Origin of the sequence: Roseibium algae (assembly GCF_037783265.1) — a bacterium.
Classification (GTDB): Bacteria; Pseudomonadota; Alphaproteobacteria; order Rhizobiales; family Stappiaceae; genus Roseibium; species Roseibium algae.
Map to the genome: position 1 here is coordinate 295,155 of NZ_JBAKIA010000005.1, position 23,574 is coordinate 318,728.

Consider the following 23,574-nt stretch of genomic DNA (forward strand, 5'->3'; position numbering starts at 1 on the left):
CGGAAGACCATGGACGACGCGCAGACGTTTAAGAAGGCACTTGCCGACATCGTGATGAGCGCGGTCCTGGTGCCGGGCTGTCCTGGTCAGGAATACGTCTCAACGCAAGTGCTGGATCAAGCCCGCTTTCTGCTCGACAGCGAAGACCTTACGCGCTCAGCAGAGCGCAGCCGATCAAAAGGAAACCAAAGCCCCTCAAAGGACGATAGACGATGAACACCCACGCCACCTTCAAGCAAGTCGACGTCAAACGCGCTGTAAGAGCCGTTGTTGATGCCGGTTTGCCTGTGGATGGCGTCGAGATTACCCGTGAAGGAACCATCCGAATTTTGACAAGCCCCAAGATAGAGCTTGAAAACCGGCCGGAACCTGAACTCTAATGTCCCTCATGCCGCGCCCTCGCCTCCCGAATCTGATCAAGGAAAAGACACGACACGGGCGGGTCACATGGGTTTATCGCGTTGGCAAAGGCAAGAGAACTCGCCTGCCTGACCAATACAGCACAGAGCCGAACTCCGAGTTCATGCAGGCCTATAATGCCGCTGCACAGGACAGGCCCGCCCCCCAAAAGCCCCGAAGCCGATACAAGCGCCATACGCTGGGCTGGTTATTTGACATTTATCAGCAGAGCACACGCTTCACCAACTTGTCAGAAGGCACCCGCAGGGCACGAAGCAATATCATCAAGAGGATCGTCGATAAATCAGGCTCAGCGCTGCTGTCTGACATCACACCAGGCGTTGTCCGAAAAGCCAGGGAGCGCAGAGCGCACACCCCGGAAGCTGCGAACAACTTCCTCAAGACCATAAAAGCTGCATTTTCGTGGGGCATAGATTCCGGCCTCCTTGACGGCATTCTGGACGAAGATCCAACCGCAAGCGTCAAAAAGATCCAGGCAGAAACTGCAGGCTTCCACACCTGGACCGCAGAAGAAATAAAGAAATTCGAGGATTGCCACGAGATCGGAACGATGGCCCGACTCGCGATGGACCTCATGCTTTACACGGGCCTGCGCCGACAAGACGCCTGCCAGATCGGCAGGCAACACATCAAGGACGGCGAACTCCACTTTCAAACCGGCAAGACCAGAGAATGGATTTATCTGCCGATTGTCCCTGCTCTGGCCCGATCCATTGACGCTTCCAGATCAGGAACCTTGACCCTGCTCCTGACGACCAGAGGCACCCCTTTTTCAAGCGCTGCCAGCTTCGGAAACTGGTTCCGCAAACAGTGCCTTGAGGCCGGTCTGGAAAAGGGCCGCGCCCACGGGCTGCGGAAAGCCGGAGCCGTACTCGCAGCCGAACGGGGAGCGACATCTCATCAGATGATGGCGATATTCGGCTGGACCAGCGAAGACATGGCAACCCTCTATGCCAAGCAGGCAAACCGCAAGAAAATGGGCCTCGAAAACGGCGGATTATTGGACCGAAGCTAGAACAAATTCCCCGCACCTTCCCCCCAAGGTGCGGGGAAATATCGGATAATCACAACAAAATTAATAACTTAGAAGAAAAGTGGTGACCCCGACAGGATTCGAACCTGTGACCATTCGCTTAGAAGGCGAGCGCTCTATCCAGCTGAGCTACGGGGCCATATTTGGCAATTAGACAAGAGAGCTTGATGGTCAATCAGGCAAAAGCCCAATTCGTCCAAGCCCTTTCAGGATCAAGGCCCCTTTAATGGGTCCAGGGAGCCTGCCTGTCAAATTTGAAGTTGTCAGAGTAGGCAGCACCGCGAACAACCCGTTCACGTGCTTCCTCGACGCGGTGTTCTATGCCATTGCGCTGTGCATAGGCAACTGCATCTTCCTTGGTTTCAAAGTAGAGCCGAATTTGCTGTTTCATATCGGAAGAGGACGTATAGCCCATCAATGGCTCAACAGAACGAGCCACTTCAGGCTCATAATCCAGAACCCACCGTTGGGTCTTGGCTTTGCCGGACTGCATGGCCGTTTTGGCCGGTCTGTAGATACGCGCAACCATAGTGCTCGTTCCTTGCGTCTTGAGGCCCAGGTACCGATCAAGCGGCACATCCAAACTCTAATACAGCTTTTTCCCGCCTTTGAAGCGGAAGTCAACAGCCGATCGCTCACTGGCATCCTCAGCCAACAATCTATGTAATGCGTTAACCAGATTCACAGCTCTTGCGCAAATTGTGTATACAACCCTAAATGGTTTGTGCGACTTCTATCGCCTCGAACAAAGCCGACATGCCGTACTTCTTAGATACGCCGCGTCCAAACATAAAGAACACTCATGCACACACCGCTATGTTTCCGCAGTGAAATTCATGTGCCCGGCCTCGGCAATTCGGTCAAACAGGACCTAAAGACACTGAAAGCCACGGTAGATGAACGCAATCTGACTGATATGTGGGATATGATGCTCATGCTCGATTATAATGTTGCTAACGCTGATGACTTAAGTCCAGAGACACGTGAAGAGTTCTACGGTATAATTTCCCTGCTTCTCAAAGCTTTCAAAGAATGACCTAAGGCCTGTCAAACAGGGAATTTAACGCGGTGCCGACCAAGAACGAGACAGTTTTTACCGAATTGGGAACCAGGGCAATTGAAAAAGGCCTTGCTGATCCTCAGTTGACTGCGTTCTACGACAGCATGATGTCGTCCTCCGGGCTTGTATCGGACAAGATTCGCGAACATATGCCCTACCTGAGCTTGTGCTCAGACAAGCTGATCAAGAACTACCCTCCGCCAATTTTCTATGTCGGACGCAGGTCAAGCCAGCGCGTTCTGTTTGGTGAAGACTGGGCCATGCAGCAGGATCAGGAACTCAAGACCCCCGATCCAGACCTGGAAGAAGCCTCGACAGCTGCTTATCGTGCGGCGTTGAGCGGCGGCCCCTATTACGGCTATGCGCGTGCTTCCATTGATATTGGGGGCAAGATTGTAGACATCGCCTTCGAACGGCTGATCATCGCCCTGCGTCCGTCTCCAAAGTCTGAACGACGGTTCTGCGCTTATTTCGGCGTTATTCAGGACCTTCAGCAGCAATAGTCCGGGCCAGTGTAATTAGGTCATTGCGCGTCGAATAGACAAGCCAATCATCCGGGCGCACATGCTCTGGCGACTTGACCCAATGCGTTCCCCTGGGCGCGAAGCGCCGATACCCGACACGGATCCCGAAGCCTTTCATGGCATTGCGAGCGGCCATCAGGCCGTAAAGATAATCCGGCGACCATTTCAATAGCGAAATCAGAAACCCCAGTTGGGTCAAGGCCTCAGCCAATCCCTTGCCGCGCTCCTGACGTCGCAGCCAAAGGTTCCCATGATAGACAATGCGCCCTCGAATGAAGAAAGCATCATGAGCGTGTTCATCGCCAAGCTCCGCATCTTGTGACGGGTCAACGAAGATCCGGCGTTGCTGCTGCTGCCAATACTGACCAAGACTTCGATCCCGCAGGTCTTCAATTTTGGCAGCTTGAACAGACACCGGCTCTCCGCTCTTGTCCCAGGCCCCAATCCAGAAAGCACTAGTTCCATGCAGATCAAAAAACTTGCCGGAAAAATCTTCCATGAGATAACGGTCTTCAGTCGCCCGGATCGTATCCTCAAACAGGGAAAAATCCGTGCTTTCCTTCAAACGCAAGCCAGCTGACCGGATCTTCTCCTGAAGCAGAGCCACCGCCTGGGTGATCCTGAGGGTGTCATCGCCAATTTGATCCAAATACATTTCGCGAACCACCCTGATTTTAACTGCACAAGTGGAGGCATGGTGGTCAAATTTTCATCACGAGAAAAGCCACAAAGCCAATTTCCATCATGTCTTCACCGGATTTAAAAAACTCACGCTGCGTTTTCTAATTAAGATCCCTGCACAACACTCGCCAAAACCTGTCGAATGCAGTTCAGGGGCCCACAGGCAGCCGCTGAGCACATATGTGAGCGCGTTTGCAAATCATCATCGGACAAGAATGGGAATTTGAGACAAGCGACAGAGCACTTCATCCTATATCTGGCTTTTCGCTCAGATATTTACAGCGGAGAAAACTCGCAATAAAAACTGCTAAGCAGTCTCCGTATCAACCATCAATTTTGGAGAAAATGGTCGGGGCAGCAAGATTCGAACTTGCGACCCTCTGGTCCCAAACCAGATGCGCTACCAGGCTGCGCTATGCCCCGACTTCAGTGTGTAACACCTTGATCGTGGGTATAATCAATTTGTCAGCGAGTTCAAGACACCATTTCAGCATCTTTGCGATATTCACCAAATTAATGACCCCAAACCCAACTTTTCAACAGGCCCAATCAGCTACCTCACAGCCGATATAGATGGTGAAACCAGCCTGTCTCCCGCAGAAATCCCTAGTTTTTCAGATTGCCCGGCATTTAGCTCCAGCACAAACATTGCAGCTTCTCGGGATGGAATAATTTTCTGGGAAAAAGGTGTGGTTCGCTCGGCGATCCGAACGATCACGCCGTCTGCATCTGCGAAAATAATATCCAGAGACAGCGGCGTATCCTTCATCCAGAAGTATCGGTCACCTTCCGCGTCAAAAACGAACAGCATGCCATGATCACCCGCCATGGTTTCACGCAGCATCAATCCCTGTGCCCTTTGCCTGTCCGTACTGGCGACTTCCACCTTGAACTCGTGCGTCGCCTCAACGCTCACAATGCTGAGGTCTTCCATCGGCAGATCAGCAACACCCTCGGCACCTATCCCTGTCCCTGCCCCGGCAACGAACAACGTGATAAGGCCAACACACACGACAGCTGCCCGGGAGGCCGCCCGCAAAGCGATCAGCCAGGCGGAAGGAAGCCTGTCGGCCAAAACGGATTTCATCATAAACACCTCACATCGCAGGACTTCATTATACAGCTAGCCCTCATTTACGGCTGCACCATGTCTCGTTCCAGCTGCTGCCAGGCACCTGCTGACTGAAACAAATGCATTTGACAAAAAGAAAGGCCGGACAATGCCGACCTTTAATATCTTCAACTGCAATTCTCAAAAGCAACATATGTGCTCAATGGGATGACGGAATGTGAACACCCGTTGTTCCCGATGGCCTGATCTCTGCAGCCATGCGCCCCTTAGGCCCCATTCCGAACCGAACCAGAACCTCCTGGCCTGGTCGCAACTCGGTAATGCCGAAGCGCCGCAATGTTTCCATATGAATAAAGATGTCCTCGGTCTCTTCCCCTTGGGTCAAGAATCCGAAGCCTTTCACACGATTGAACCATTTGACAGTGGCCTTCTCGAACCCACTTTCAGGAACAACCTGAACATGCGTGCGGGAGGGAGGAAGCTGCGAGGGATGCGTTGCAGTGGATTCGTCCATGGACAGGATCCGAAAGGCCTGAAGCCCTCTTGGCCGGTCCAGAACTTCGCAAACCACATGCGCGCCTTCATAAGCTGTTTGATACCCGTCACGCCGAAGACAGGTCACATGAAGAAGAATGTCTTCCTCTCCATTATCGGGAACAATGAAGCCATATCCTTTGGCAACATCAAACCATTTGATAGAACCCGCAACCTCGATCACGTCGACGGCAACATCCTCTGCCGCTTCGATCGCGCGGGGATCCGTAAAGGTATTTCCCCCCATAACAACTAGCCCCGTATCTGGTTCGCATCTTTTACCCGCCAAATCCCTAAAACGACTCAGCGAGTGGGTGATTCCTAACAAAAGGATAACACCCCGCCCCAAAGCGAGAAGAGGAATTGTCCAACTAACCACAGACCATTTCTCTCGACATCTGATGCAGCATTGGCAATTTCACAGGCAAATGAGGTCAGACTGCCGATGTATTGAGCCAAGGAAACTTCATGCCTGTTGAAAGCACCAATAAGCAGGACGATGTCGACACCTTTAACTTGCAGAGCTATCAAGGCTTGTAATTTCTGCCATAGTGCAAATCTTGTAGTCCAGATTTGAAGAACACCACTCCAGCAATGGGAAAATCCATGCGCTATCTGCACACCATGGTCCGCGTCACCGACGTAGACGCCTCTCTCGACTTCTATTGCAACAAGATGGGGATGACCGAGGTCCGCCGCATAGACCATGAAGCCGGTCGTTTCACGCTGATCTTCCTTGCAGGTTCAGATGACATTGAAAGCGGCAAGGCTGTCAGCGCACCACTTCTGGAACTCACTTACAATTGGGATCCGGAAGAATACGACAGCGGACGGAACTTCGGTCATCTGGCTTATGAGGTCGACAACATCTACGATTTTTGCGCTCAGCTTGCGGAAAAAGGCGTCATCATAAACCGCCCGCCACGGGACGGTCGCATGGCTTTTGTTCGTTCGCCGGACAATATTTCCATTGAGCTTCTGCAAAAGGGCGAAGCCCTTGAAAAGGCAGAGCCATGGGCTTCAATGCCCAATACCGGCGAATGGTGAGTTTGACATTTATTCCAAGCTTTTAAGCCATTCACAGGCCCGGCTTTCCGGGCCTGTGAATTTTGTGACATAACCCCCTTGCAGGCACAAAGAAATCTGCCTATAAGCCTCCCACGACGCGCAAGCGTTGACAGTGCGCCCATCGTCTAGCGGTTAGGACGTCGCCCTTTCACGGCGAAAACAGGGGTTCGATTCCCCTTGGGCGTACCATTTTTCCCAAATGATCATTCTTCGACAGTTAAGTGCCAATTTCGGCTGCTCCTGATCGATATTGCAGCTTTAAGCACTGGTACGATTGACCAGCAGCTAGCCTGTACCCTATGACGTTTACCTGTGATCCAGCCACCTAGAGCATTTCCGGTTTCGTCTGGGGCACGTTTTGATCCGTCCAAACGGGCAGAAATGTTATCCAGGAGCTTTCCATGACCGCCAGCCCGCTTGAAATCCGCACCATGAGCGAAGCTGACCTTGTTCTTGCCCTCACCTGGGCAAAGGAAGAGGGCTGGAACCCCGGACTGGAAGATCTTGAACCCTACCGGGCAGCCGATCCCGGCGGTTTCTTCATGGCCTGGAACGAAGGCGAACCGGTTTCCTGTATCTCGGCCATTCGCTACGGCGAAACCTATGGTTTCATCGGCTTTTACATCTGCCGCCCTGAACACCGTGGCAAAGGCTATGGCATGTCCATCTGGGACCACGGGATCAAGCACCTGGAAGGCCGCACCATTGGCCTTGATGGCGTTGTGGCCCAACAGGACAACTATCGCGAATCCGGTTTTGAATTTGCCCACCGCACACTTCAGCAAAGCGGTCTGTCTATGGTTGATACGCCGATGGATTCGCGATTGTGCACATTGGGGCAAGGCATCTTCCCTTCAATCTGGGACTATGACCGAGCTTTTGTACCCGCAGAACGCACAGACTTCCTGAAGCTGTGGTGCGCGCCCATGCTGGACACCAGGCGCGGCTTTGCCTTTGTGGAAGATGGCACAGTCAAAGGTTATGGCGTCATTCGCCAGTGCCACGACGGTTTCAACATTGGTCCATTGTTCGCTGACACCCCGGAGATCGCGGATACGCTGTTCCGGGCGCTGGCAGGACAGGTGAAAGGACAAACAATTCATCTGAACACGCCGGAAACCAATCAGGCTGCCCTCGCTCTTGCCGAGCGCTACGAGCTTTCACCGTCTTTCGAAGCCGCCCGCATGTACAAAGGCCCCGCGCCGGATCTGCCTCTCGACAAGACATTCGGCACGACGACCTTTGAACTGGGCTAGGCTCAGAAGCCTGGATACCTACGACAGATCAAAGATCATCATCACATAAGCTGCAAACAAGGCCAGGTGCACCGCGCCCTGCAGGTAATTTGTCTGTCGACTGGCAAAGGTCACGACACTGACAAACAAGGTCAGGGACAACAGCACAATGTCTTCCATCTCAAGGCCAAGCTCGACCTGTTTGCCGGTCACCCAACCAATCGCAAGCACGGCCGGCACAGTCAGTCCAATCGTGGCCACAGCCGATCCCAGGCAGATGTTGACCGCGCGCTGCAGCTTGTTTTCACGCGCAGACTGAAGTGCACTGAGGCCTTCCGGCATCAGGATAAGGGCAGCAACCAGGAAACCGCCCAAGGCAATTGGCGCGCCCATGCCTTCGATGCTGTAATTGGCATAAAGCGCCAGTTTTTTGGACAGCAGAATGATCGGCAGCAAAGCACCCAAAAGCCCGACAATATGAAATGGGATAGTCCGGACCACTCCGCCGTGATGATCGTCATCATGACTCTTCCCATCGGAATCCGGTTGCTGGAAAATATCACTGTGGGTGCGGGTCTGAATGGCCAGAAACACGCCGTAGAGCACGACTGACATGATGATCTCGAACCCTGTCTGCAACGGCGACAATTGTCCGCCTGGCGCAGAATGGGTGATACGCGGCAACACCAGCGCAAAGATTGCCAGCGGAATCAAAACCGATAGAAAGGCGTTCGCCCCTTGCAAATTGTAGCTCTGGCTCTTGTGGCGCAGCCCCCCGACGAGCAGGCAAATCCCCACCAATCCGTTCAATACAATCATCACAACTGAGAACATGGTTTCGCGGGCCAACGTCGGTTTGGCATCCCCACCCAGCATCACAGCAGCAATAAGAGCGACCTCAATTCCGATGACAGCCAATGTCAGGATCAAGGTTCCATAGGGTTCCCCCAGCAGCGTCGCCAAACCGCCCGCATGCCGGACCACAGAAAAAGCGCACCACATCATGGCCAGGAACAGGACCGACAGAACCGCGAGACCACCACCCAAGCCAATCTGATCCGGGCTCACAAGATCGCCGAATGCCACAAAGGCACCGAACAACAAAAACCCGACAAGGGACGGAAACTCAGATTTAAGGCTACCCATCCAGTAAAACTCTCTTTTCAACATTGTCCGACGTCAAGTCGATTTCAGCGCTTGGAACTCTCATAAGCGAGAATAGCGCCTGCGAGATCTTCAAGAGCCGCACCGACTGACTTGAATAATGTAATTTCACTATCATTGGTGCGGCCAATATGTAATCCCCGCGCAAGTTCATAAAGGTCTGCCTTGACATCAGACAACGCCAAAACACCGGATGCCAACGGTTGGACAATGTCGCCACCTTCTTTTGTACAGCCGTTCCTTGTATCGACAAAAACACTTGCAACACGGATCGCCTCGTCGTCGCTCTCCCGCATCGTTGGCTTGAACGCCCCGACCAGGTCAACGTGTGTCCCCGGTTTGAGCCAGGCTCCATGGATCAATGGCTCAAGGGAAAGCGTGGCAGCACTGACAATATCAGCCGCACCGACCGCAACTTCAAGATCCGAAACGCCCTCAGCCTCAACGCCGTAAAGGCTCTGTGCTTCAGCGGCCATCGCATCGGCTTTCGCGCGGTTTCGTCCCCAGAAGCTGACCTTGGTAATTGGTCGAACTGCCATATGTGCGCCGACCAGATTGATCGACAGCCTGCCTGTACCTACAATAACCAGATGAGAGGCATCAGAGCGTGCCAGATAGCGCGCAGCAAGGGCCGAGGCAGCAGCTGTTCGCCGTGCGGTCAGTTCGCCGCCGTTGATCATGGCGAGCATCTCTCCGCTTCGCCCATCTGACAGCAGATATTCTGCCGAAATCGCTGGCAGGCCGCGATCCGAATTGCCCGGCATGACATTGACGATCTTCACGCCTACATAGGCCCCTGGCACCCAGGCTGGCATCAACAGCATGGTTGCATCCGGTTCGCCGGGAACCGCCATGTCGTGGTGATGGCGCACCGGCATCTCGCAGCCTGTCATAAACATGGCGTCAAGCGCATCGATCAGGCGGTCAAAAGGCAAAGCCTTGCGCGTTTCATCCTGCGACAGCAACAGCATACGAATCATTTCCTCAATCATGCGCCCAACAGGTCGCAATTACAAAAAAACCGGCGTCTGATTGACGCCGGTTCAAATGCAAAACCATGAGAATCGCTGAAAATCAGATTGCCAGATACTCATGCCTCAATTCAACATTGTCGAGAACCTCTTGGGCAGTGCCGTCAAAAACGACCTCTCCCATATCCAGGATCAAGGCCCTGTCAGCCAGTTTCAAGGCTGCAACAGCATTCTGCTCAACAATAATTGTCGTAATACCAAGCTCCTTGATCCCTTGAAGGATCCGCTCGATTTCCTGCACGATGACCGGCGCAAGCCCCTCATAGGGCTCATCCAGCAGCAGAAGCTTGATGTCACGAGCCAGAATCCGCGCCAATGCGAGCATCTGCTGCTCACCGCCTGACATGGTCGTGCCTTCCTGGTTCCGGCGCTCGGCCAGTCTTGGAAAGTGCTCATAGATACGCTCGATCGACCAACCCTTGGGCTCGGCAATCTGGGACAATTCGAGATTTTCCTGAACCGTCAGCCCCTGAATGATCCGCCGATCCTCAGGCACAAGACCAACTCCCAATCGCGCTGCCTGATAGCTCTTCATGTCATGAAGAGGCTGATGATCAAGCCAGATCTCGCCATGTGTCAGTTTCGGATCATCCATCCGGGCAATGGTCCGCAGTGTTGAGGTCTTCCCTGCCCCGTTGCGGCCCAGCAATGCCAGAATCTCACCTTCCCGGATGTCAAAGCTGACACCTTGGACGATATAACTTTCGCCATAGTAGGCATGCATGTCCCAGGCAGAAAAGAACGCTGGCGCGCCACCTGCCGGCTTCACCGGCTTGATTCCAGGCACGGATTTGTTCGCAACTTGCTCATCGGCGATGCTCATAGATGCGCTCCTCCCAAATAGGCTTCCTGCACGCGCGGGTCGCCCTTGATATCTTCCGGCTTGCCTTCCGCAATCACTGTGCCTTGGGCAAGAACACTGATCTTGCTGGCCAGCGAGAACACCACATGCATGTCATGCTCGATCACGACTTTGGTGATGCCACGATCAGACCCAATACGCTGCAGAAGATCGATGGTGTTATTGGTATCAGCACGCGACATGCCTGCGGTCGGTTCATCCAACAACAAGAGCTTTGGCTCCTGGACCAGGCACATGGCCAGCTCGAGGCGACGTTTATCACCACGTGACAGACTGTTTGCAATCATACCTTTCTTGGACACAAGGCCAACGTCCTCCAGCATGTGAAGGGCTTTGTCACGGACCTCCGCATCCTGATCAACACGGGACCAGCAATGAAGCGCAAACTCACCGTCTCGCTTTGCCATCGTCGGGATCATGACGTTTTCCAAAAGCGTTAGATCACCAAAGATTTCCGGTGTTTGAAACACACGGGACACACCAGCCTGATTGATTTCATGGGCCTTCAAGCCGATCAGCGAGGTGTCGCCAAACATGACAGTTCCGGTATCGGGAATCAGACGTCCTACGAAGCAATTGAGCAAAGTTGACTTGCCCGCCCCATTGGGTCCGATGATCGCATGAACCGCGCCTTCCTCGATACTGAGGTTGACATCATCAAGGGCACGAAGCCCGCCAAAGGCTTTGTTGACGCCCTGGACTTTCAAGATTTCCATTTGGTTCGTCCTTACTCAGCCGGAGCGTGTTTTTGGCCTGATTTGTCGCCAGACGACCGCTTGAACAGACGTCCAATGCGCTCTACCCCTTCCATGATGCCACCTGGCAGGAAGATCACGATCAACATGAACAGAGCCCCGAGGGTCAGATGCCAGCCTTCGCCAACGAAAAGCCCTGTAACCGCAACAACAATCGTCTGCAGGAAGTCCGGCAGAAAACCGAAGATCTGGTTCAGAACCTGATCGTTGAACGCCGAGAAGATGTTCTCGAAATACTTGATCAGACCAGCGCCGAGGATCGGCCCCATCAGCGTGCCAGCACCACCCAGAATGGTCATCAGAACCACTTCACCGGACGCAGTCCACTGCATGCGCTCAGCCCCTGCAAGCGGATCTGTAATACACAGAAGCGCACCAGCAAGACCGGCATACATGCCAGAGATGACGAATGCAGCAAGCGTATAGGGCCGTGGGTTCAAGCCGGTGTAATTCATCCGGTTCTGGTTCGATTTCACAGCGCGCAGCATGGTGCCGAAGGGCGAACGGAAGATACGCTGGGCAATGTAGAACCCGATGATCAGGATTACTGCACAGAAGTAAAAGCCCGGATACCCGCTCATGTCGTAGCCAAAGAGATTTGAAACCAGCGGACCATCAGTCGAGTCAACTGCGTCAAATAACCTGGGGTCGGACTCCAGAACACGCAGGCCAGTCTCGCCATTGGTGATCGGCGTCAGAACCGAATAGGCCAGATTGTAGGACATCTGGGCGAACGCCAATGTCAGGATCGAAAAGTAGATCCCGGACCGGCGCAAACTGATGTAACCAATGGCCAGGGCAAAGACCCCGGACGTGGCAACCGCCATAAAGACCGCTGGAACCGGGTTCATGCCAAGCAGCTTGAAGGTCCACACGGCTGTGTAAGAACCAATTCCCAAGAAAGCCGCATGGCCGAAGGACAGGTATCCGGTCAGGCCGAACAGGATGTTGAACCCGGTCGCGAACAATCCGTAGATGGCGAATTTCTGCAAGAGATCCGGATAGCCGGCCCCAACCGGAGCCAACCAGACGGGCATCGTCATTACAGCCACGGCGAAGATCGCAAAGATCACGAAATCGCGTGTAGGAGACGTTTGGGCACTCATTGTCATTAATTCTCCATGACGCCCTTGCGGCCCATCAAGCCGCGCGGACGCACGAGCAGGATAACCACGGCAACAAGATAGATGATGATCTGGTCGATACCCGGCAGGATATCCTTGACCTCATTCATCGACGCGAAAGACTGCAAGATGCCAAGCAGGAATCCTGCGGCCACCGCACCGGGCAACGACCCCATTCCGCCAACGACAACCACCACGAATGACAGCACCAGAAAGTCCATGCCCATGTGATAATCCGGCGGCAAAATCGGCGTGTACATGACACCAGCCACCCCGGCGACAACCGCAGCCAGCGCGAATACAATGGTAAAACGTCGTTCGATATTGATGCCAAGAAGCCCGACAGTCTCGCGATCAGCCATGCCAGCACGAACGACCATTCCGAATGTGGTGAATTGAAGAAAGGCGAAGACGGCTGCTATGATACCGCCAGCAAACAACAGATAGACCATACGCCACCAGGGATAGACGATTGTTCCGGCCTCAAACCCGAGCATCGCTCCAATGTCAGCGGCTCCACGAACAGCTTCAGGTGCAACCTGCGGGATCGGGTTCGCCCCAAAGATCGCCTTGATGATTTCCTGCAAAACGATGGCAAGGCCAAAGGTCACAAGGATCTGGTCAGCATGCGGCCGATTGTAGAAATGCTTGATCAGGCCACGTTCCATGACGAAGCCAATCAAAAGCATGACCGGTATGGCCAGCAGAATCGACGCAGGAACGGAATAATTCAGGATCCAGCCCCCAAAGTCGCCCAACAAGGCTTCGATGTAGGGGGTGCGCACTTCCATCGGTGTGCCCCAGGCCGTCGTGCGCTCAGGGTCCAGCACGATTTTTTCAAGGCTTAGGAACTTGTTGAACGTGACAGCGCAGAAGGCCCCCATCATGAACAACGCGCCGTGCGCAAAATTTACGACACCAAGCGTGCCGAAAATCAGGGTCAGTCCGAGAGCGATAAGCGCATAGGCCCCGCCCTTGTCCAGCCCATTCAGAAGTTGAAGTAGAATGACATCCATCGGTTTTGCCGGTGTTCTCTTTGGCTAAAAGCCATACCCCTGTAGGAAAGCGGCCACCCGAAAAGGCGGCCGCTCTTTGAGTTCAAACGCAGATCAAGCGCCGTTGTTACAAGTGCCGAGATCGCCGGCCACATCAGCCATGTCAGGTGCGTATTCGACCTGTGCACGAGGCGTAACTTCCACAACTTCAAGAAGATCGAACTGCGATGACGGGGCTTCTTTACCCTTCACGACAAGAACGTCCTTGAAGCACTGGTGATCAGCGCCACGATAGAGGGTTGGGCCATTGCCCAGACCATCGAAGTCGAAGTCTTCTAGCGCTGCTGCGACTGCACAAGGCTCAAAGGTTCCTGCGCGCTGGCATGCATCAGCATAAAGAATTGCCTGACAATACGTCGTGTGAGCTGCCTGGCTTGGCGGGAAGCCGTATTCCTGACCGAAAGACTTGACGAAAGCCTGGGAGCCTTCATCGGTCAGCGACCAGTTCCAGTTGGTCGATCCGAAGATACCCTTGATCGCATCGCCAGCACCCTGCGCCATCAGACGCGAGAACAGTGGAACAACGATTTCGAACTGCTTGCCGTTGACCATCTTGTCACGCAGTCCGAACTGAACGGCCTGTGTCAACGAGTTGACCATGTCCTTACCGTAGTGGTTCAGAACCAGCACGTCAGCACCGGAGTTCAACACAGGCGTGATGTACTGGGAGAAATCGCCAGCACCAAGAGGCGTGCGAACAGCTGCAACTGTGTCCCAACCGATCTTCTCTGTGTACTTCTTGATCGAGCCTTCCTGAGACCAGCCCCAAGTGTAATCGGCTGTCAGGTGATAGGCTTTACGGTCGGAACCGAAAGCGTTTTTCAGCACAGGAGCAAGCGCTGCACCAGTCATTTCAGTGTTGAAGAAATGACGGAAGCCATTGGCCCGGCGATCCTTACCCGTGGTGTCATTGGAGTGTGTCAGCCCGGCCATGAAGACAACGCCAGCTTCCTGACAAAGAGACTGCACCGCAATCGCCACGCCGGAGGAAGAACCGCCAGTGATCATGATGGCGCCGTCTTTCTCGATCATACGCTTGGCAGATGCACGCGCTGCATCAGACTTGGTTTGCGTATCACCAGTCACATAAACGACCTTCTTGCCGTTCACACCATTACCGCCCAGCGCTTTGGACGAGAAGGTGTTTAGCATGCCGCCATCCCCTTCGCCGTTGATGTGCTTGACAGCCAGCTGATAAGCGCGCAGCTCATCTGCGCCTTCATCGGCATAAGCACCAGTCTGCGGAACGTTAAAGCCGAATGTGACTTCCCCGCCCTTGGGCTCGTTCAGATAAGGCGCCGACCAAGCGGAGCTCGTAAAGATTGTAGGCGCAGCCAAGCCGATGCCACCAGCGGCACCGGCGCGCAAGATGGAACGACGGCTCAGTGGTTTACGAATAAGTGTCATGCTTTCCTCCCAGAAAGGCCCAAAAGCCTAAACGAATGTCTGCAAACGGTTTGCAGTATGCCAACAGATACAGCAGCGATTTCCGACCAATTCATCGGCCCTCTGCCAGGCTGACTGCGAGCTGCTTCAACTTTAAAAAAACCCATGACAAACAAGCAATACGACTATCGGCGTGGGTCAGCCAGAAGTCGAACATAAATGTAAAATCAAGATCTATGTATTTCTTCGCAGTCAAAACAATTGACGCAATGCAACATTCACCTAACTAACTATTTTTTATTTGCATTTAGAATATAATATTGCAACGCCACATAGAATATGTTCGTCAGACTGTTCAATGGAACGAAATTCCGCATTAGACAAAAGTCAAATAATTCTTTTTTCATATGACCATCTTCGACCGCATGCATCGTGGCAACATACGACCAACACGCAGCAGAATCATTGTGGCCAAGAGCGACAGGGACTAACTAAAAGCCTACAGGACCTGAACAAATGAGGACGCCCCTGATGTCGCATCGGATTGAAACCATCGAACAGCTTGAGCAGATTTACACGGATCCCGGGGCTGCCTCGACGGTGAAGGTCAGCGACCGGATCACACCGCTGTATCGGCGGCTCATCGAGGCATCCCCTTTTTGCGCCTTGGCAACATCCGGCCCTGAAGGACTGGACTGCTCGCCGCGCGGCGATGCCGAGCAATGTCTGGTTATTCAGGATGAAAAAACGCTTCTGATGCCCGACAGGCGCGGAAACAACCGTGTTGATTCTCTGCGCAATATCGTTCGTGATCCCCGCATTGCCTTGATGATGCTGATCCCCGGATCCGGGTCTACCCTACGCATCAATGGCACAGCTCATCTCAGCACGGATCCAGACCTGCTCGCGCAACTGACCACACAGAACAAGCAACCGCGCTGCGTCATCCAGATCACCGTCTCGGAAATCTACTTCCAATGCGCCAGGGCCGTCTTGCGCGCTGGTCTTTGGGACAACGAGAAGCACGTTGATCCGGCGTCTCTGCCAACACCCGGTCAAATCCTGCAGGAAATGTCCGCGGGCAATGTCAACGGCAAGGCCTATGACGATGAGTGGCCCGGCCGCGCAGCAAAAACCATGTGGTAGAGGCCAGGCCCCAATGATCACCCGCAGACAATTCAGCAAGGGCTTGGCCAGCAAGAGCGTGATGGTCGCAGCGCTGGGCTCAGGAGCACTGCCAATGGCCAAGGCGCAAGCAACACCTTTGGGGCTACCATCCGGCTTTTACGTGCCAGCAGAAGAGACGCCGCACGAGCGGACTTTCATGCAGTGGCCCGTCAACCGCACGGTTCACCCTGACCGTTATTTCCTGAACGACCTGCAAAAGACCATCGCCGACATTGCCAATGCAATCGCGGACTTCGAACCAGTTGTTCTGATGATGGATAAAAGCGAAGCCGCCAATGCGCGGCGCTATTTATCATCCAACATCGACATCTGGGATATCCCGACAGATGATCTATGGTGCCGTGATTCCGGACCATTGTTTGCCATCAACGACCATGGAGAGATCTGCGTCTCCCGCATTGCCTTCAATGGTTGGGGCGGCAAACAGGTTTGCGACAATGACGCGAAGATTTCACGGCGTGTGGCCGAACGCCTGAACCTTCCCGTCTATGATAGCGGTCTGTACGGCGAACCTGGCGGCGTGGAGTGGGACGGAGCTGGAACCCTGCTTGCCCATGAAAGCTGCTGGGTGAATACCAACCGCAACACCTTGCCCAAAGTCGGCGTCGAATCCCGCTTGCTTGCAGCCTACGGTGCCGAGAAAATAATCTGGGCACCGGGTGTGCGCGGGCTCGACATCACGGATGATCATATCGATGCCTTGGCACGTTTCGTCCGTCCGGGTACGGTATTGATCCAGGTGCCTTATTCCGAAGACGACGATGCTTTCTCAAATTCGGCCAGAAAAACGCTCTCAATTTTGCAACAGGCGACAGATGCCAATGGAAACAGGCTAGAAATTGTTGAAATCCCATCACCAGAACGCACACGCATCATCACTGATGACTTTGTCTCTTCCTATGTAAATTACTACGTGTGCAACGGTGCCGTGATTTGCGCTGAGTTCGGTGACCAAAAGACCGACACAATCGCCACTGAGATACTCAGCCAGCTCTATCCCGGCAGGCAAATCATCAGCCTGAATGTGGACCCTGTCGGCGAAACCGGCGGCGGCATTCATTGCGCCACACAACAGCAACCAAAAATCGTATAGGCTCGGCGAGCCCCCCCTGTTTCAGACCTGTTTTGAAAAGACATATCTCACATGGCATCCTTGACGCCCCTCCTGAACGCCGGTCCGTTAATTGCCAGTCACGCATTCGCTGCGATCGGTGCCCTTTGTCTCGGTACCGCTCAGATGGTTGCCCCCAAAGGCACGATCAATCATCGTGTTCTGGGATATCTCTGGTGCATCCTGATGATGTGGGTCGCAGGGTCGAGCTTATTCATCTTCGGCTTCCGGCTGATTGGCCCTTTCGGCCCGATCCATTTTCTGTCCTTGTTGACACTCGTCGCCGTTCCAGCAGCTGTCATCGCAGCCAGATACGGCCGGATATCAACCCATAAAAGGGCCATGACAGCTCTGTTCTTCTGGGCCTTGATTGTCGCTGGCCTGTTTACGTTCGTGCCCGGCAGGATCATGCACAGCGTCGTGTTTGGCAGCTAGACCATGCCAAACTTCATCATCCTGTCAGGCTGTTCGGGAGGCGGAAAATCTACTCTTCTCAAAGAGCTTGAAATTCGTGGGTACCCTGTAGTCCAAGAGGCAGGGCGCCAGGTGGTCGTGACCGCCATGACCGAGGGATCAGACGCCCTTCCCTGGGTATCACCGGAAGCATTTGTTCGGGCTAGCGTAAAATTGCACCTGGAAGACTTGAAACAGTGCCTTCGTCCGATCAGCCAGTGTTTCTTGACCGCTCTGTGATTGATACCATCACCTACATGAGCTTCCAAAATCTGCAAATCCCTTCGGACCTCCAGAAGATTCTCACTCAACCGCGATATTCAAAGCTCGTATTCCTGACACCGCCCTGGCCGGAAATATTCAAAACTGACAAAGAGCGACAAAAACCTTTTGAAGAAGCTGTTCTGGAGTACCGGCATCTCTATAAATCCTTCCAACAGCTAGGATTTGAGACTGACATTCTCGCACCAGCAGCAATTGACCAACGAGCTGACTGCATAGAGGCAACCTTGGAAACAAAGTCTGCGCTCTTGGAATAGAGCGCTCACCACGCCATATCTAATGCAACATAACCAAACGCGCACCAAGGACCGTTCCATGACCGCCAATCCGCTTCTCGACAAATGGTCAACACCTTTCGAGCTGCCACCTTTCGGTGACATAGAGCCTGACCACTTCATGGATGCTTTCGAAGCGACAATGGCCACAGCCCGCGCTGAGATTGACGCGATTGCGGACAATCCTGACGCCCCGTCCTTTGACAATACGATTGAAGCACTGGAAAAATCTGGCGAGCTGCTAAGCCGCACAGCCCGGACATTTTACAATCTGACCGGCGCGCATACGAGCCCAGAGCTTCAGTCCATCGAGCGCGAGATGGCCCCTAAATTCGCCAAACACGGCTCGGAAACGTTTCAAAACAACGCGCTTTATCAGCGTATTGCGACCCTTTGGGAAAACCGCGAAAATCTCGATCTTGACGAGGAAAAAGCACGGGTTCTGGAACGTTATCACTCCATGTTCCAGCGCGCCGGTGCCGGGCTTGAGCCAGAGGCCAAGACGCGAATGGCCGAGATTTCACAGCGCCTTGCAAGTATAGGCACCCAGTTCGGACAAAACATGCTGAAGGACGAGGCCGACTACCAGCTCGTGCTGGAAACCAAGGACGACCTGGCAGGACTTCCAGATTTCCTGATCTCGGCTGCCGCAGAAGCCGCCAAGGACCGTGGGCTGGAAGGCAAATACGTTATTACTCTGTCTCGCTCCTCGATTGAGCCTTTCCTGCAGTTCTCGACAAACCGCACCTTGCGCGAAACAGCCTTTAAGGCCTGGTCCAGCCGCGGTGAAGGTGGCGGAAACACCGACAACCGGAAAATCGTCGCGGAAACCATTGACCTGCGCGCCGAAAAAGCCCGTTTGCTCGGTTTTGACAGCTTTGCCCACTTCAAGCTCGACGACACGATGGCCAAAACCCCGGAAGCGGTCCGCGAACTTCTGACGAAAGTCTGGACACCGGCTCTGAAACAGGCGCACGCTGAGGAAGAAAAGCTGGCAGAGATGGCGCGCTCCGAAGGTGATAACTTTGAGATCGCCCCATGGGACTGGCGTCACTATTCGGAGAAAGTTCGCAAGGCGGACTTTGATCTCGACGAGGCAGAGCTGAAACCCTATCTGCAACTCGACAAGATAATAGAAGCTGCGTTCGATACGGCAAATCGCCTGTTTGGCTTGAGCTTTGAAGAAAAGCACGGCCTTCCCGTCTACCAGCCGGATGTGCGGGTGTTCGAAGTCAAGGACCGGAACGGCAAGCATGTTGGCCTGTTCCTGGGCGATTATTTCGCGCGCGCCTCCAAGCGCTCAGGCGCATGGATGAGCGCATTCCGGGGGCAGCATCGTCTCGACGGAGATGTATCGCCGATCATCGTCAACGTCTTGAACTTCTCCAAGGGCGCTCCGGGTGAGGCAACCTTGTTGACCTTCGAAGATGCCCGCACTCTGTTCCACGAATTCGGCCATGCGCTGCATGGACTTTTGTCGAATGTGACCTACCCGATCATCGCAGGAACAGGCGTTGCCCGTGATTTCGTTGAGCTTCCATCCCAGCTCTATGAACATTGGCTGTCGGAACCTGACGTGCTGTCCCGCTTTGCGGTTCACTACAAGACTGGTGAGGCCATGCCGAAAGCCTTGCTCGACAAGCTGCTGGCTGCGGAGAACTTCAATCAGGGCTTTGCCACGGTTGAATACACAGCCTGCGCGCTGGTTGATCTGGAAATGCACCTGCTCGACAGCGGCAAGGACTTGGACGTCAGCGAATACGAGCGCAAGACCTTGGCTGACATCGACATGCCCAAAGCCATCACAATGCGTCACCGTATCCCCCACTTTGCCCATGCGTTCTCAGGCGATGGCTATTCTGCCGGCTATTACAGCTATATGTGGTCAGAAGTAATGGACGCGGACGCCTTCGGGGCCTTCGAGGAGAAAGGCGATATCTTTGACCCGGAAACGGCGGAAAAGCTCTACACCCATATTTATTCCGCAGGCGGACGCCCTGATCCGGCAGAAACCTACAAGGCGTTCCGAGGACGGGGGCCTGACATCAAGGCCCTCTTGGAAAAACGCGGTCTTGCGGCGTAACAATTCTGGCTTGAAGTCAACTCAGGCAGGGGACGACTGAAGAGGTCCCCTGCCTGATCCCCAACGTGCCAGACCATGACAAGGTCTCCGAGGAAAACACCATGAGCCTGCGCAGCCTTGCAGCACCTGATGCCCCGACCTCCCCAATAATGCGCGCAGCCCTCGCCTTTGGCGGCCTGACCGGAGCCTGCGGTGTGACTTTGATGGCGATGGCTGCCCATGTCGATACCAACGGCCTCGTGCGAACCGCAGCTGAAATGATGCTGTTTCACGCAGCCGTTCTTCTGGCCATCGCGGCCCTGGCTCAAGTTCGACGGATCCCGTTTCTGGTGGTAGCCTTGGCGCTACTGGTTGTCGGGCTTGGCCTTTTCTGCGGCGACCTGTTGAGCCGGGCTTTCCTCAATCAACGCCTGTTCACCATGTCTGCACCAACGGGCGGCATGATGCTGATCCTCGGCTGGGTAGCTCTCACTTTATCCGCCCTGCGCATTCATCCGCGTTAAAGCAAACTACCAGGTGGCAAGGATTCAAAAATAAGGCTAGTCGGGGCAACACGATCTGAAATAGAAAGACAACTCTGGGCACTTCATCAAAAAAGGCATGCCACTTGACCGTCGCAGTAACACAGCCGAAGACAGCAAAGACCGAGGATTTCATCCCGCCATACCCACACCGCTTTGAGCAAACACCTCCGGTTTGGACGTTGATCGGGATGGCGAAAAAGAACTTCTTGTCGATCTGGAGTGTTGGGGATTTTCAAAGTCGACTGAGAAGTCAAAAAGTCTTCACGCGTGAAATGGTCCTCTGCAATCGTCCAGACGTCGTGCGCGAAGCCTTTCAGACCAATCATGTGGCCCTGCAACGCAAAAGCCCTCAAATGCGTCATGCGCTCGAACCGCTCCTGGGCGACGGGCTCTTTGTCAGCGATACAAAAACTTGGGCAAAACGACGCAAGGTCGTAGCCCCGATCATCCATGGATCTCGCGTCCCAGGCTTTGCCCCCATTATGGTTGATACTATTATAGAAAAACGTTCGGACTGGGAAAACAAGCCTGAAGGCACCGAAGTTGATGCCCTTGCTGAGATGGCGCATCTGACGGCAGAAATCATCAGCAGAACAATTTTCGGCAGAAATCTGGGAAAAAATTACGCCGAAGAGGTCGTTAAAGGCTTTTCGGACTATCAGCGCCATATCGATCAGATCGACTTGATCTCAATGTTTGGCCTGCCGGAATGGCTGCCACGCTTCCGCGGCAGCGCCATCCGAAAATCAAAAGACCGAATTCTGAATGTGCTGGACGAAATCATTGATAGCTATGCAAATCAAAAAGAGGCCGGGGAAGCTTCCGTCATTGGAGGGCTCCTCGAAGCACGTGATGAAGACGGTAATCCCTTAAGCCGGGATGCAATCCGTAACGAGGCAGCGGTTATCTTCATGGCCGGTCACGAGACCACTGCCAACACGCTTGCTTGGGCCTGGTTTCTTCTCTCGCAATCGCCGCAAACCAGAGTAAAACTGCATGCGGAGGTCGATACGGAGCTAGGCGACCGCATCCCGACTTTTGCCGATGTTGCCAACTTGCGTTACACGCGTGCGGTCATAGAAGAGACATTGAGGCTTTATCCGCCCGTGCCCATTCTGGCCCGCGAAGCAATCAAAGCCACCGTGATCGGCGGCAAGCCAATTCCAAAAGGCGCATTGGTTATGGTCATTCCATGGCTGATGCACCGCAATCCGGTACTTTGGAGCAAGCCGGATGCATTTTGGCCAGAGAGGTTCATCCAAAAATCAAAACGGCCAAACAAATACGGCTATGTCCCGTTTTCCATTGGACCACGGATCTGCGCAGGACTGCAGTTCGGCATGACGGAAGCAATCTTGAGCCTAGCCGTTTTGGCGCGAAAATTCGACCCTGAACTGAAACCAGGGACCGATGTGCAGCCTGTTTGCCGCCTGACCCTGCGCCCAGGCGACGACCTGCCCATGCTGCTAAAAACACGCACGACATGATCTTAGAGCCGGACCGCAGCCGGAAACGCAAGAAGCAACGACTGGAAGACATTCCGTTTTCAGAAACTCTGCCGAGCGAACCGCAAGCGCCAGCACCGGCGGCTTTGTTCAGCAAGGACATCGAAGCCCGACATGCAGCGAAGCTTCACTGGATCAAGCACCCAATCGAAGGGGCATTCAACACCCTCTTCCACGCCTTGTTGTCTGTGCTGCCGTCCAACTTCATTTCCGCCTTTGGCAGCCATGCAGCGGACCTGTCGCGCTGGCGGCACCAGGACCGCATATTCGCCAAAAGAATATCTCGGAATCTCAATGCGCTGTGCCCGGACCTCGCGAGTCATAAAGAGGCAGCGCAAACGGCCCTCAAGCGCTGGTGGCGCAACATGGGGCGAACCATGGCCGAGTTTTCCAAAGCCAATCACCTGTGGCCGGACGGCAATATAAGCTTGAAAGGACAGGAAAATCTGGAGGCGGCAAGACAACTTGGTGGCCCGCTTATTTTCGTCTCCGTACATTTGGGAACCTGGGAAGCTGGTTTTACAGCGGTTCATCAGGATTTGGCTCCCCCCAGCATTGGACCGTTTCAGCCTGAACCCAACCGGTTCACCAACCGGATCGTCTACAAGCTCAGGCAAAAGCGAAACCAATATCTCTTCCCGCCAGGTCAGCGCACGGCCATACGGCTGCGCAAACTTCTGACAGACGACACTGTCTCGCTAACGATCTTCATCGACGAGGTGCGTGATCGACAAGTTCACATGCCCCTGTTTGGCCGCGCCCTGCCCGACAAGGGAAATGCCACAGTTGCGATCAAACTGGCCAATGTCAGTGGCGGCACACTGGTGCCCTTCTATCTGACAAGGACAGGTGGACCAAAATTTGATCTGGTCATCCTGCCACCTATACCTCCCCAGACAGCTGAACAGATGCCGACACAGGCACAGGCTCCTGCAACACAAAAACGCTACGGGATTGAGCCAACTCTCAGCCAGTTGAATGCCATTTTTGAGCCGGTGATTCTGTCTGAAATCGAGCAATGGTACATGCTGTCTGAGCTGCGTCTGCCTGTAGATTTCGAAACCAATCAGGAAACCCAAAAGCACCTGTCTGATCTTCGCAACCAACAGGCACCTGCCCAACGTGCCGACTAGCGGCACACCTTCACGT

27 protein-coding genes and 3 tRNA genes are annotated in these 23,574 nt (G+C 54.0%); 17 read left to right on the plus strand and 13 right to left on the minus strand.

Annotated elements, in window-relative coordinates:
* Window positions 1–9: 9 nt before the first annotated feature.
* The 3 genes from V6575_RS10330 to V6575_RS10340 are packed head-to-tail and all read left to right on the plus strand — an operon-like array spanning window position 10 to window position 1,435.
* Window positions 10–216 carry a hypothetical protein gene (locus tag V6575_RS10330; RefSeq protein ID WP_340274232.1) on the plus strand — a complete coding sequence of 69 codons (207 nt, stop codon included), beginning with the start codon at window positions 10–12 and terminating at the stop codon, window positions 214–216.
* Window positions 213–380 carry a hypothetical protein gene (locus V6575_RS10335; RefSeq protein WP_340274234.1) on the plus strand — a complete coding sequence of 56 codons (168 nt, stop codon included), beginning with the start codon at window positions 213–215 and terminating at the stop codon, window positions 378–380. Before V6575_RS10330 ends, V6575_RS10335 begins: the two co-directional genes overlap by 4 nt.
* A complete protein-coding gene (locus V6575_RS10340; protein ID WP_340274235.1) occupies window positions 380–1,435 on the plus strand; it encodes a tyrosine-type recombinase/integrase in 1,056 nt (351 codons plus the stop codon). Before V6575_RS10335 ends, V6575_RS10340 begins: the two co-directional genes overlap by 1 nt.
* 80 nt (window positions 1,436–1,515) lie before the next feature.
* On the opposite strand, the gene V6575_RS10345 is transcribed toward V6575_RS10340, so the two are convergent.
* Both V6575_RS10345 and V6575_RS10350 read right to left on the minus strand, forming a co-directional pair.
* Window positions 1,516–1,592: transfer RNA gene (locus tag V6575_RS10345), tRNA-Arg, on the minus strand.
* 84 nt (window positions 1,593–1,676) lie between these two features.
* The gene (locus V6575_RS10350) at window positions 1,677–1,982 is read right to left on the minus strand and encodes an ETC complex I subunit (protein ID WP_340274236.1); all 306 of its coding nucleotides are present in this window, start codon (window positions 1,980–1,982) and stop codon (window positions 1,677–1,679) included.
* 273 nt (window positions 1,983–2,255) lie between these two features.
* On the opposite strand from V6575_RS10350, the gene V6575_RS10355 reads away from it, so the two are divergent.
* Both V6575_RS10355 and V6575_RS10360 read left to right on the plus strand, forming a co-directional pair.
* Complete coding sequence (locus tag V6575_RS10355) at window positions 2,256–2,489, plus strand: hypothetical protein (RefSeq protein ID WP_340274237.1); 234 nt, start codon at window positions 2,256–2,258, stop codon at window positions 2,487–2,489.
* A gap of 32 nt (window positions 2,490–2,521) precedes the next feature.
* Entirely contained in the window at window positions 2,522–3,016 is a 495-nt protein-coding gene (locus tag V6575_RS10360; RefSeq protein ID WP_340274238.1) for a hypothetical protein, read from the plus strand.
* Here the strand turns inward: V6575_RS10360 and V6575_RS10365 are convergent.
* From V6575_RS10365 to V6575_RS10380, 4 genes are all read right to left on the minus strand, one after another.
* Window positions 2,991–3,692, minus strand: coding sequence for a hypothetical protein (locus V6575_RS10365; protein WP_340274239.1), 702 nt, complete (start codon window positions 3,690–3,692; stop codon window positions 2,991–2,993). The two genes, V6575_RS10360 and V6575_RS10365, sit on opposite strands and share 26 nt — an antisense overlap.
* Before the next feature lie 372 nt (window positions 3,693–4,064).
* Window positions 4,065–4,141: transfer RNA gene (locus V6575_RS10370), tRNA-Pro, on the minus strand.
* A gap of 130 nt (window positions 4,142–4,271) precedes the next feature.
* Complete coding sequence (locus V6575_RS10375) at window positions 4,272–4,808, minus strand: DUF192 domain-containing protein (RefSeq protein WP_340274240.1); 537 nt, start codon at window positions 4,806–4,808, stop codon at window positions 4,272–4,274.
* 181 nt (window positions 4,809–4,989) lie between these two features.
* Window positions 4,990–5,571, minus strand: a complete 582-nt coding sequence (locus V6575_RS10380) for a cold-shock protein (protein ID WP_340274241.1) — start codon at window positions 5,569–5,571, stop codon at window positions 4,990–4,992.
* 359 nt (window positions 5,572–5,930) lie between these two features.
* Between V6575_RS10380 and V6575_RS10385 the strand changes: the two genes are divergently transcribed.
* The 3 genes from V6575_RS10385 to V6575_RS10395 all read left to right on the plus strand — a co-directional run bounded on the left by V6575_RS10385 (window position 5,931) and on the right by V6575_RS10395 (window position 7,648).
* Window positions 5,931–6,371 carry a VOC family protein gene (locus tag V6575_RS10385; protein ID WP_340274242.1) on the plus strand — a complete coding sequence of 147 codons (441 nt, stop codon included), beginning with the start codon at window positions 5,931–5,933 and terminating at the stop codon, window positions 6,369–6,371.
* Between the two features lie 135 nt (window positions 6,372–6,506).
* Window positions 6,507–6,581 (plus strand) — tRNA-Glu (locus tag V6575_RS10390).
* A 212-nt stretch (window positions 6,582–6,793) separates the two neighbouring features.
* Window positions 6,794–7,648: a GNAT family N-acetyltransferase gene (locus V6575_RS10395; protein WP_340274243.1), complete on the plus strand. Its 855-nt coding sequence runs from the start codon at window positions 6,794–6,796 to the stop codon at window positions 7,646–7,648.
* A gap of 18 nt (window positions 7,649–7,666) precedes the next feature.
* On the opposite strand, the gene V6575_RS10400 is transcribed toward V6575_RS10395, so the two are convergent.
* From V6575_RS10400 to V6575_RS10430, 7 genes are all read right to left on the minus strand, one after another.
* Window positions 7,667–8,773, minus strand: coding sequence for a calcium:cation antiporter (locus tag V6575_RS10400; RefSeq protein ID WP_340274244.1), 1,107 nt, complete (start codon window positions 8,771–8,773; stop codon window positions 7,667–7,669).
* A gap of 44 nt (window positions 8,774–8,817) precedes the next feature.
* A complete protein-coding gene (gene lhpI / locus V6575_RS10405; protein WP_340274245.1) occupies window positions 8,818–9,762 on the minus strand; it encodes a bifunctional Delta(1)-pyrroline-2-carboxylate/Delta(1)-piperideine-2-carboxylate reductase in 945 nt (314 codons plus the stop codon).
* A 103-nt stretch (window positions 9,763–9,865) separates the two neighbouring features.
* The gene (locus V6575_RS10410) at window positions 9,866–10,645 is read right to left on the minus strand and encodes an ABC transporter ATP-binding protein (RefSeq protein ID WP_340274246.1); all 780 of its coding nucleotides are present in this window, start codon (window positions 10,643–10,645) and stop codon (window positions 9,866–9,868) included.
* Window positions 10,642–11,400, minus strand: coding sequence for an ABC transporter ATP-binding protein (locus tag V6575_RS10415; RefSeq protein ID WP_340274247.1), 759 nt, complete (start codon window positions 11,398–11,400; stop codon window positions 10,642–10,644). The genes V6575_RS10410 and V6575_RS10415 overlap by 4 nt, the downstream gene beginning before the upstream one ends.
* Window positions 11,401–11,411: 11 nt before the next feature.
* The gene (locus tag V6575_RS10420) at window positions 11,412–12,545 is read right to left on the minus strand and encodes a branched-chain amino acid ABC transporter permease (protein ID WP_422785561.1); all 1,134 of its coding nucleotides are present in this window, start codon (window positions 12,543–12,545) and stop codon (window positions 11,412–11,414) included.
* 5 nt (window positions 12,546–12,550) lie between these two features.
* The gene (locus V6575_RS10425; protein ID WP_340274248.1) at window positions 12,551–13,579 is read right to left on the minus strand and encodes a branched-chain amino acid ABC transporter permease; all 1,029 of its coding nucleotides are present in this window, start codon (window positions 13,577–13,579) and stop codon (window positions 12,551–12,553) included.
* Between the two features lie 93 nt (window positions 13,580–13,672).
* Window positions 13,673–15,025 carry a substrate-binding protein gene (locus tag V6575_RS10430; RefSeq protein ID WP_340274249.1) on the minus strand — a complete coding sequence of 451 codons (1,353 nt, stop codon included), beginning with the start codon at window positions 15,023–15,025 and terminating at the stop codon, window positions 13,673–13,675.
* A gap of 510 nt (window positions 15,026–15,535) precedes the next feature.
* Between V6575_RS10430 and V6575_RS10435 the strand changes: the two genes are divergently transcribed.
* The 9 genes from V6575_RS10435 to V6575_RS10465 all read left to right on the plus strand — a co-directional run bounded on the left by V6575_RS10435 (window position 15,536) and on the right by V6575_RS10465 (window position 23,558).
* Window positions 15,536–16,150, plus strand: a complete 615-nt coding sequence (locus V6575_RS10435; RefSeq protein ID WP_340274250.1) for a pyridoxamine 5'-phosphate oxidase family protein — start codon at window positions 15,536–15,538, stop codon at window positions 16,148–16,150.
* A 13-nt stretch (window positions 16,151–16,163) separates the two neighbouring features.
* Entirely contained in the window at window positions 16,164–17,285 is a 1,122-nt protein-coding gene (locus tag V6575_RS10440; protein ID WP_340274251.1) for an agmatine deiminase family protein, read from the plus strand.
* Between the two features lie 51 nt (window positions 17,286–17,336).
* On the plus strand, window positions 17,337–17,738 hold the full coding sequence (locus V6575_RS10445) for a DUF2306 domain-containing protein (RefSeq protein WP_340274252.1): 402 nt from the start codon (window positions 17,337–17,339) through the stop codon (window positions 17,736–17,738).
* 3 nt (window positions 17,739–17,741) lie between these two features.
* Window positions 17,742–17,996, plus strand: coding sequence for an AAA family ATPase (locus V6575_RS23330; RefSeq protein WP_422785555.1), 255 nt, complete (start codon window positions 17,742–17,744; stop codon window positions 17,994–17,996).
* Window positions 17,954–18,295 (plus strand): AAA family ATPase, encoded by a 342-nt coding sequence (locus V6575_RS23335; RefSeq protein ID WP_422785556.1) that lies wholly within the window; start codon window positions 17,954–17,956, stop codon window positions 18,293–18,295. Before V6575_RS23330 ends, V6575_RS23335 begins: the two co-directional genes overlap by 43 nt.
* Before the next feature lie 58 nt (window positions 18,296–18,353).
* Window positions 18,354–20,396, plus strand: coding sequence for a M3 family metallopeptidase (locus V6575_RS10450; RefSeq protein ID WP_340274253.1), 2,043 nt, complete (start codon window positions 18,354–18,356; stop codon window positions 20,394–20,396).
* Between the two features lie 101 nt (window positions 20,397–20,497).
* Complete coding sequence (locus V6575_RS10455; RefSeq protein WP_340274254.1) at window positions 20,498–20,899, plus strand: DUF423 domain-containing protein; 402 nt, start codon at window positions 20,498–20,500, stop codon at window positions 20,897–20,899.
* 104 nt (window positions 20,900–21,003) lie between these two features.
* Complete coding sequence (locus V6575_RS10460; protein ID WP_340274255.1) at window positions 21,004–22,407, plus strand: cytochrome P450; 1,404 nt, start codon at window positions 21,004–21,006, stop codon at window positions 22,405–22,407.
* The gene (locus V6575_RS10465; protein ID WP_340274256.1) at window positions 22,404–23,558 is read left to right on the plus strand and encodes a lysophospholipid acyltransferase family protein; all 1,155 of its coding nucleotides are present in this window, start codon (window positions 22,404–22,406) and stop codon (window positions 23,556–23,558) included. Before V6575_RS10460 ends, V6575_RS10465 begins: the two co-directional genes overlap by 4 nt.
* The last annotated feature ends 16 nt before the right edge of the window (window positions 23,559–23,574 follow it).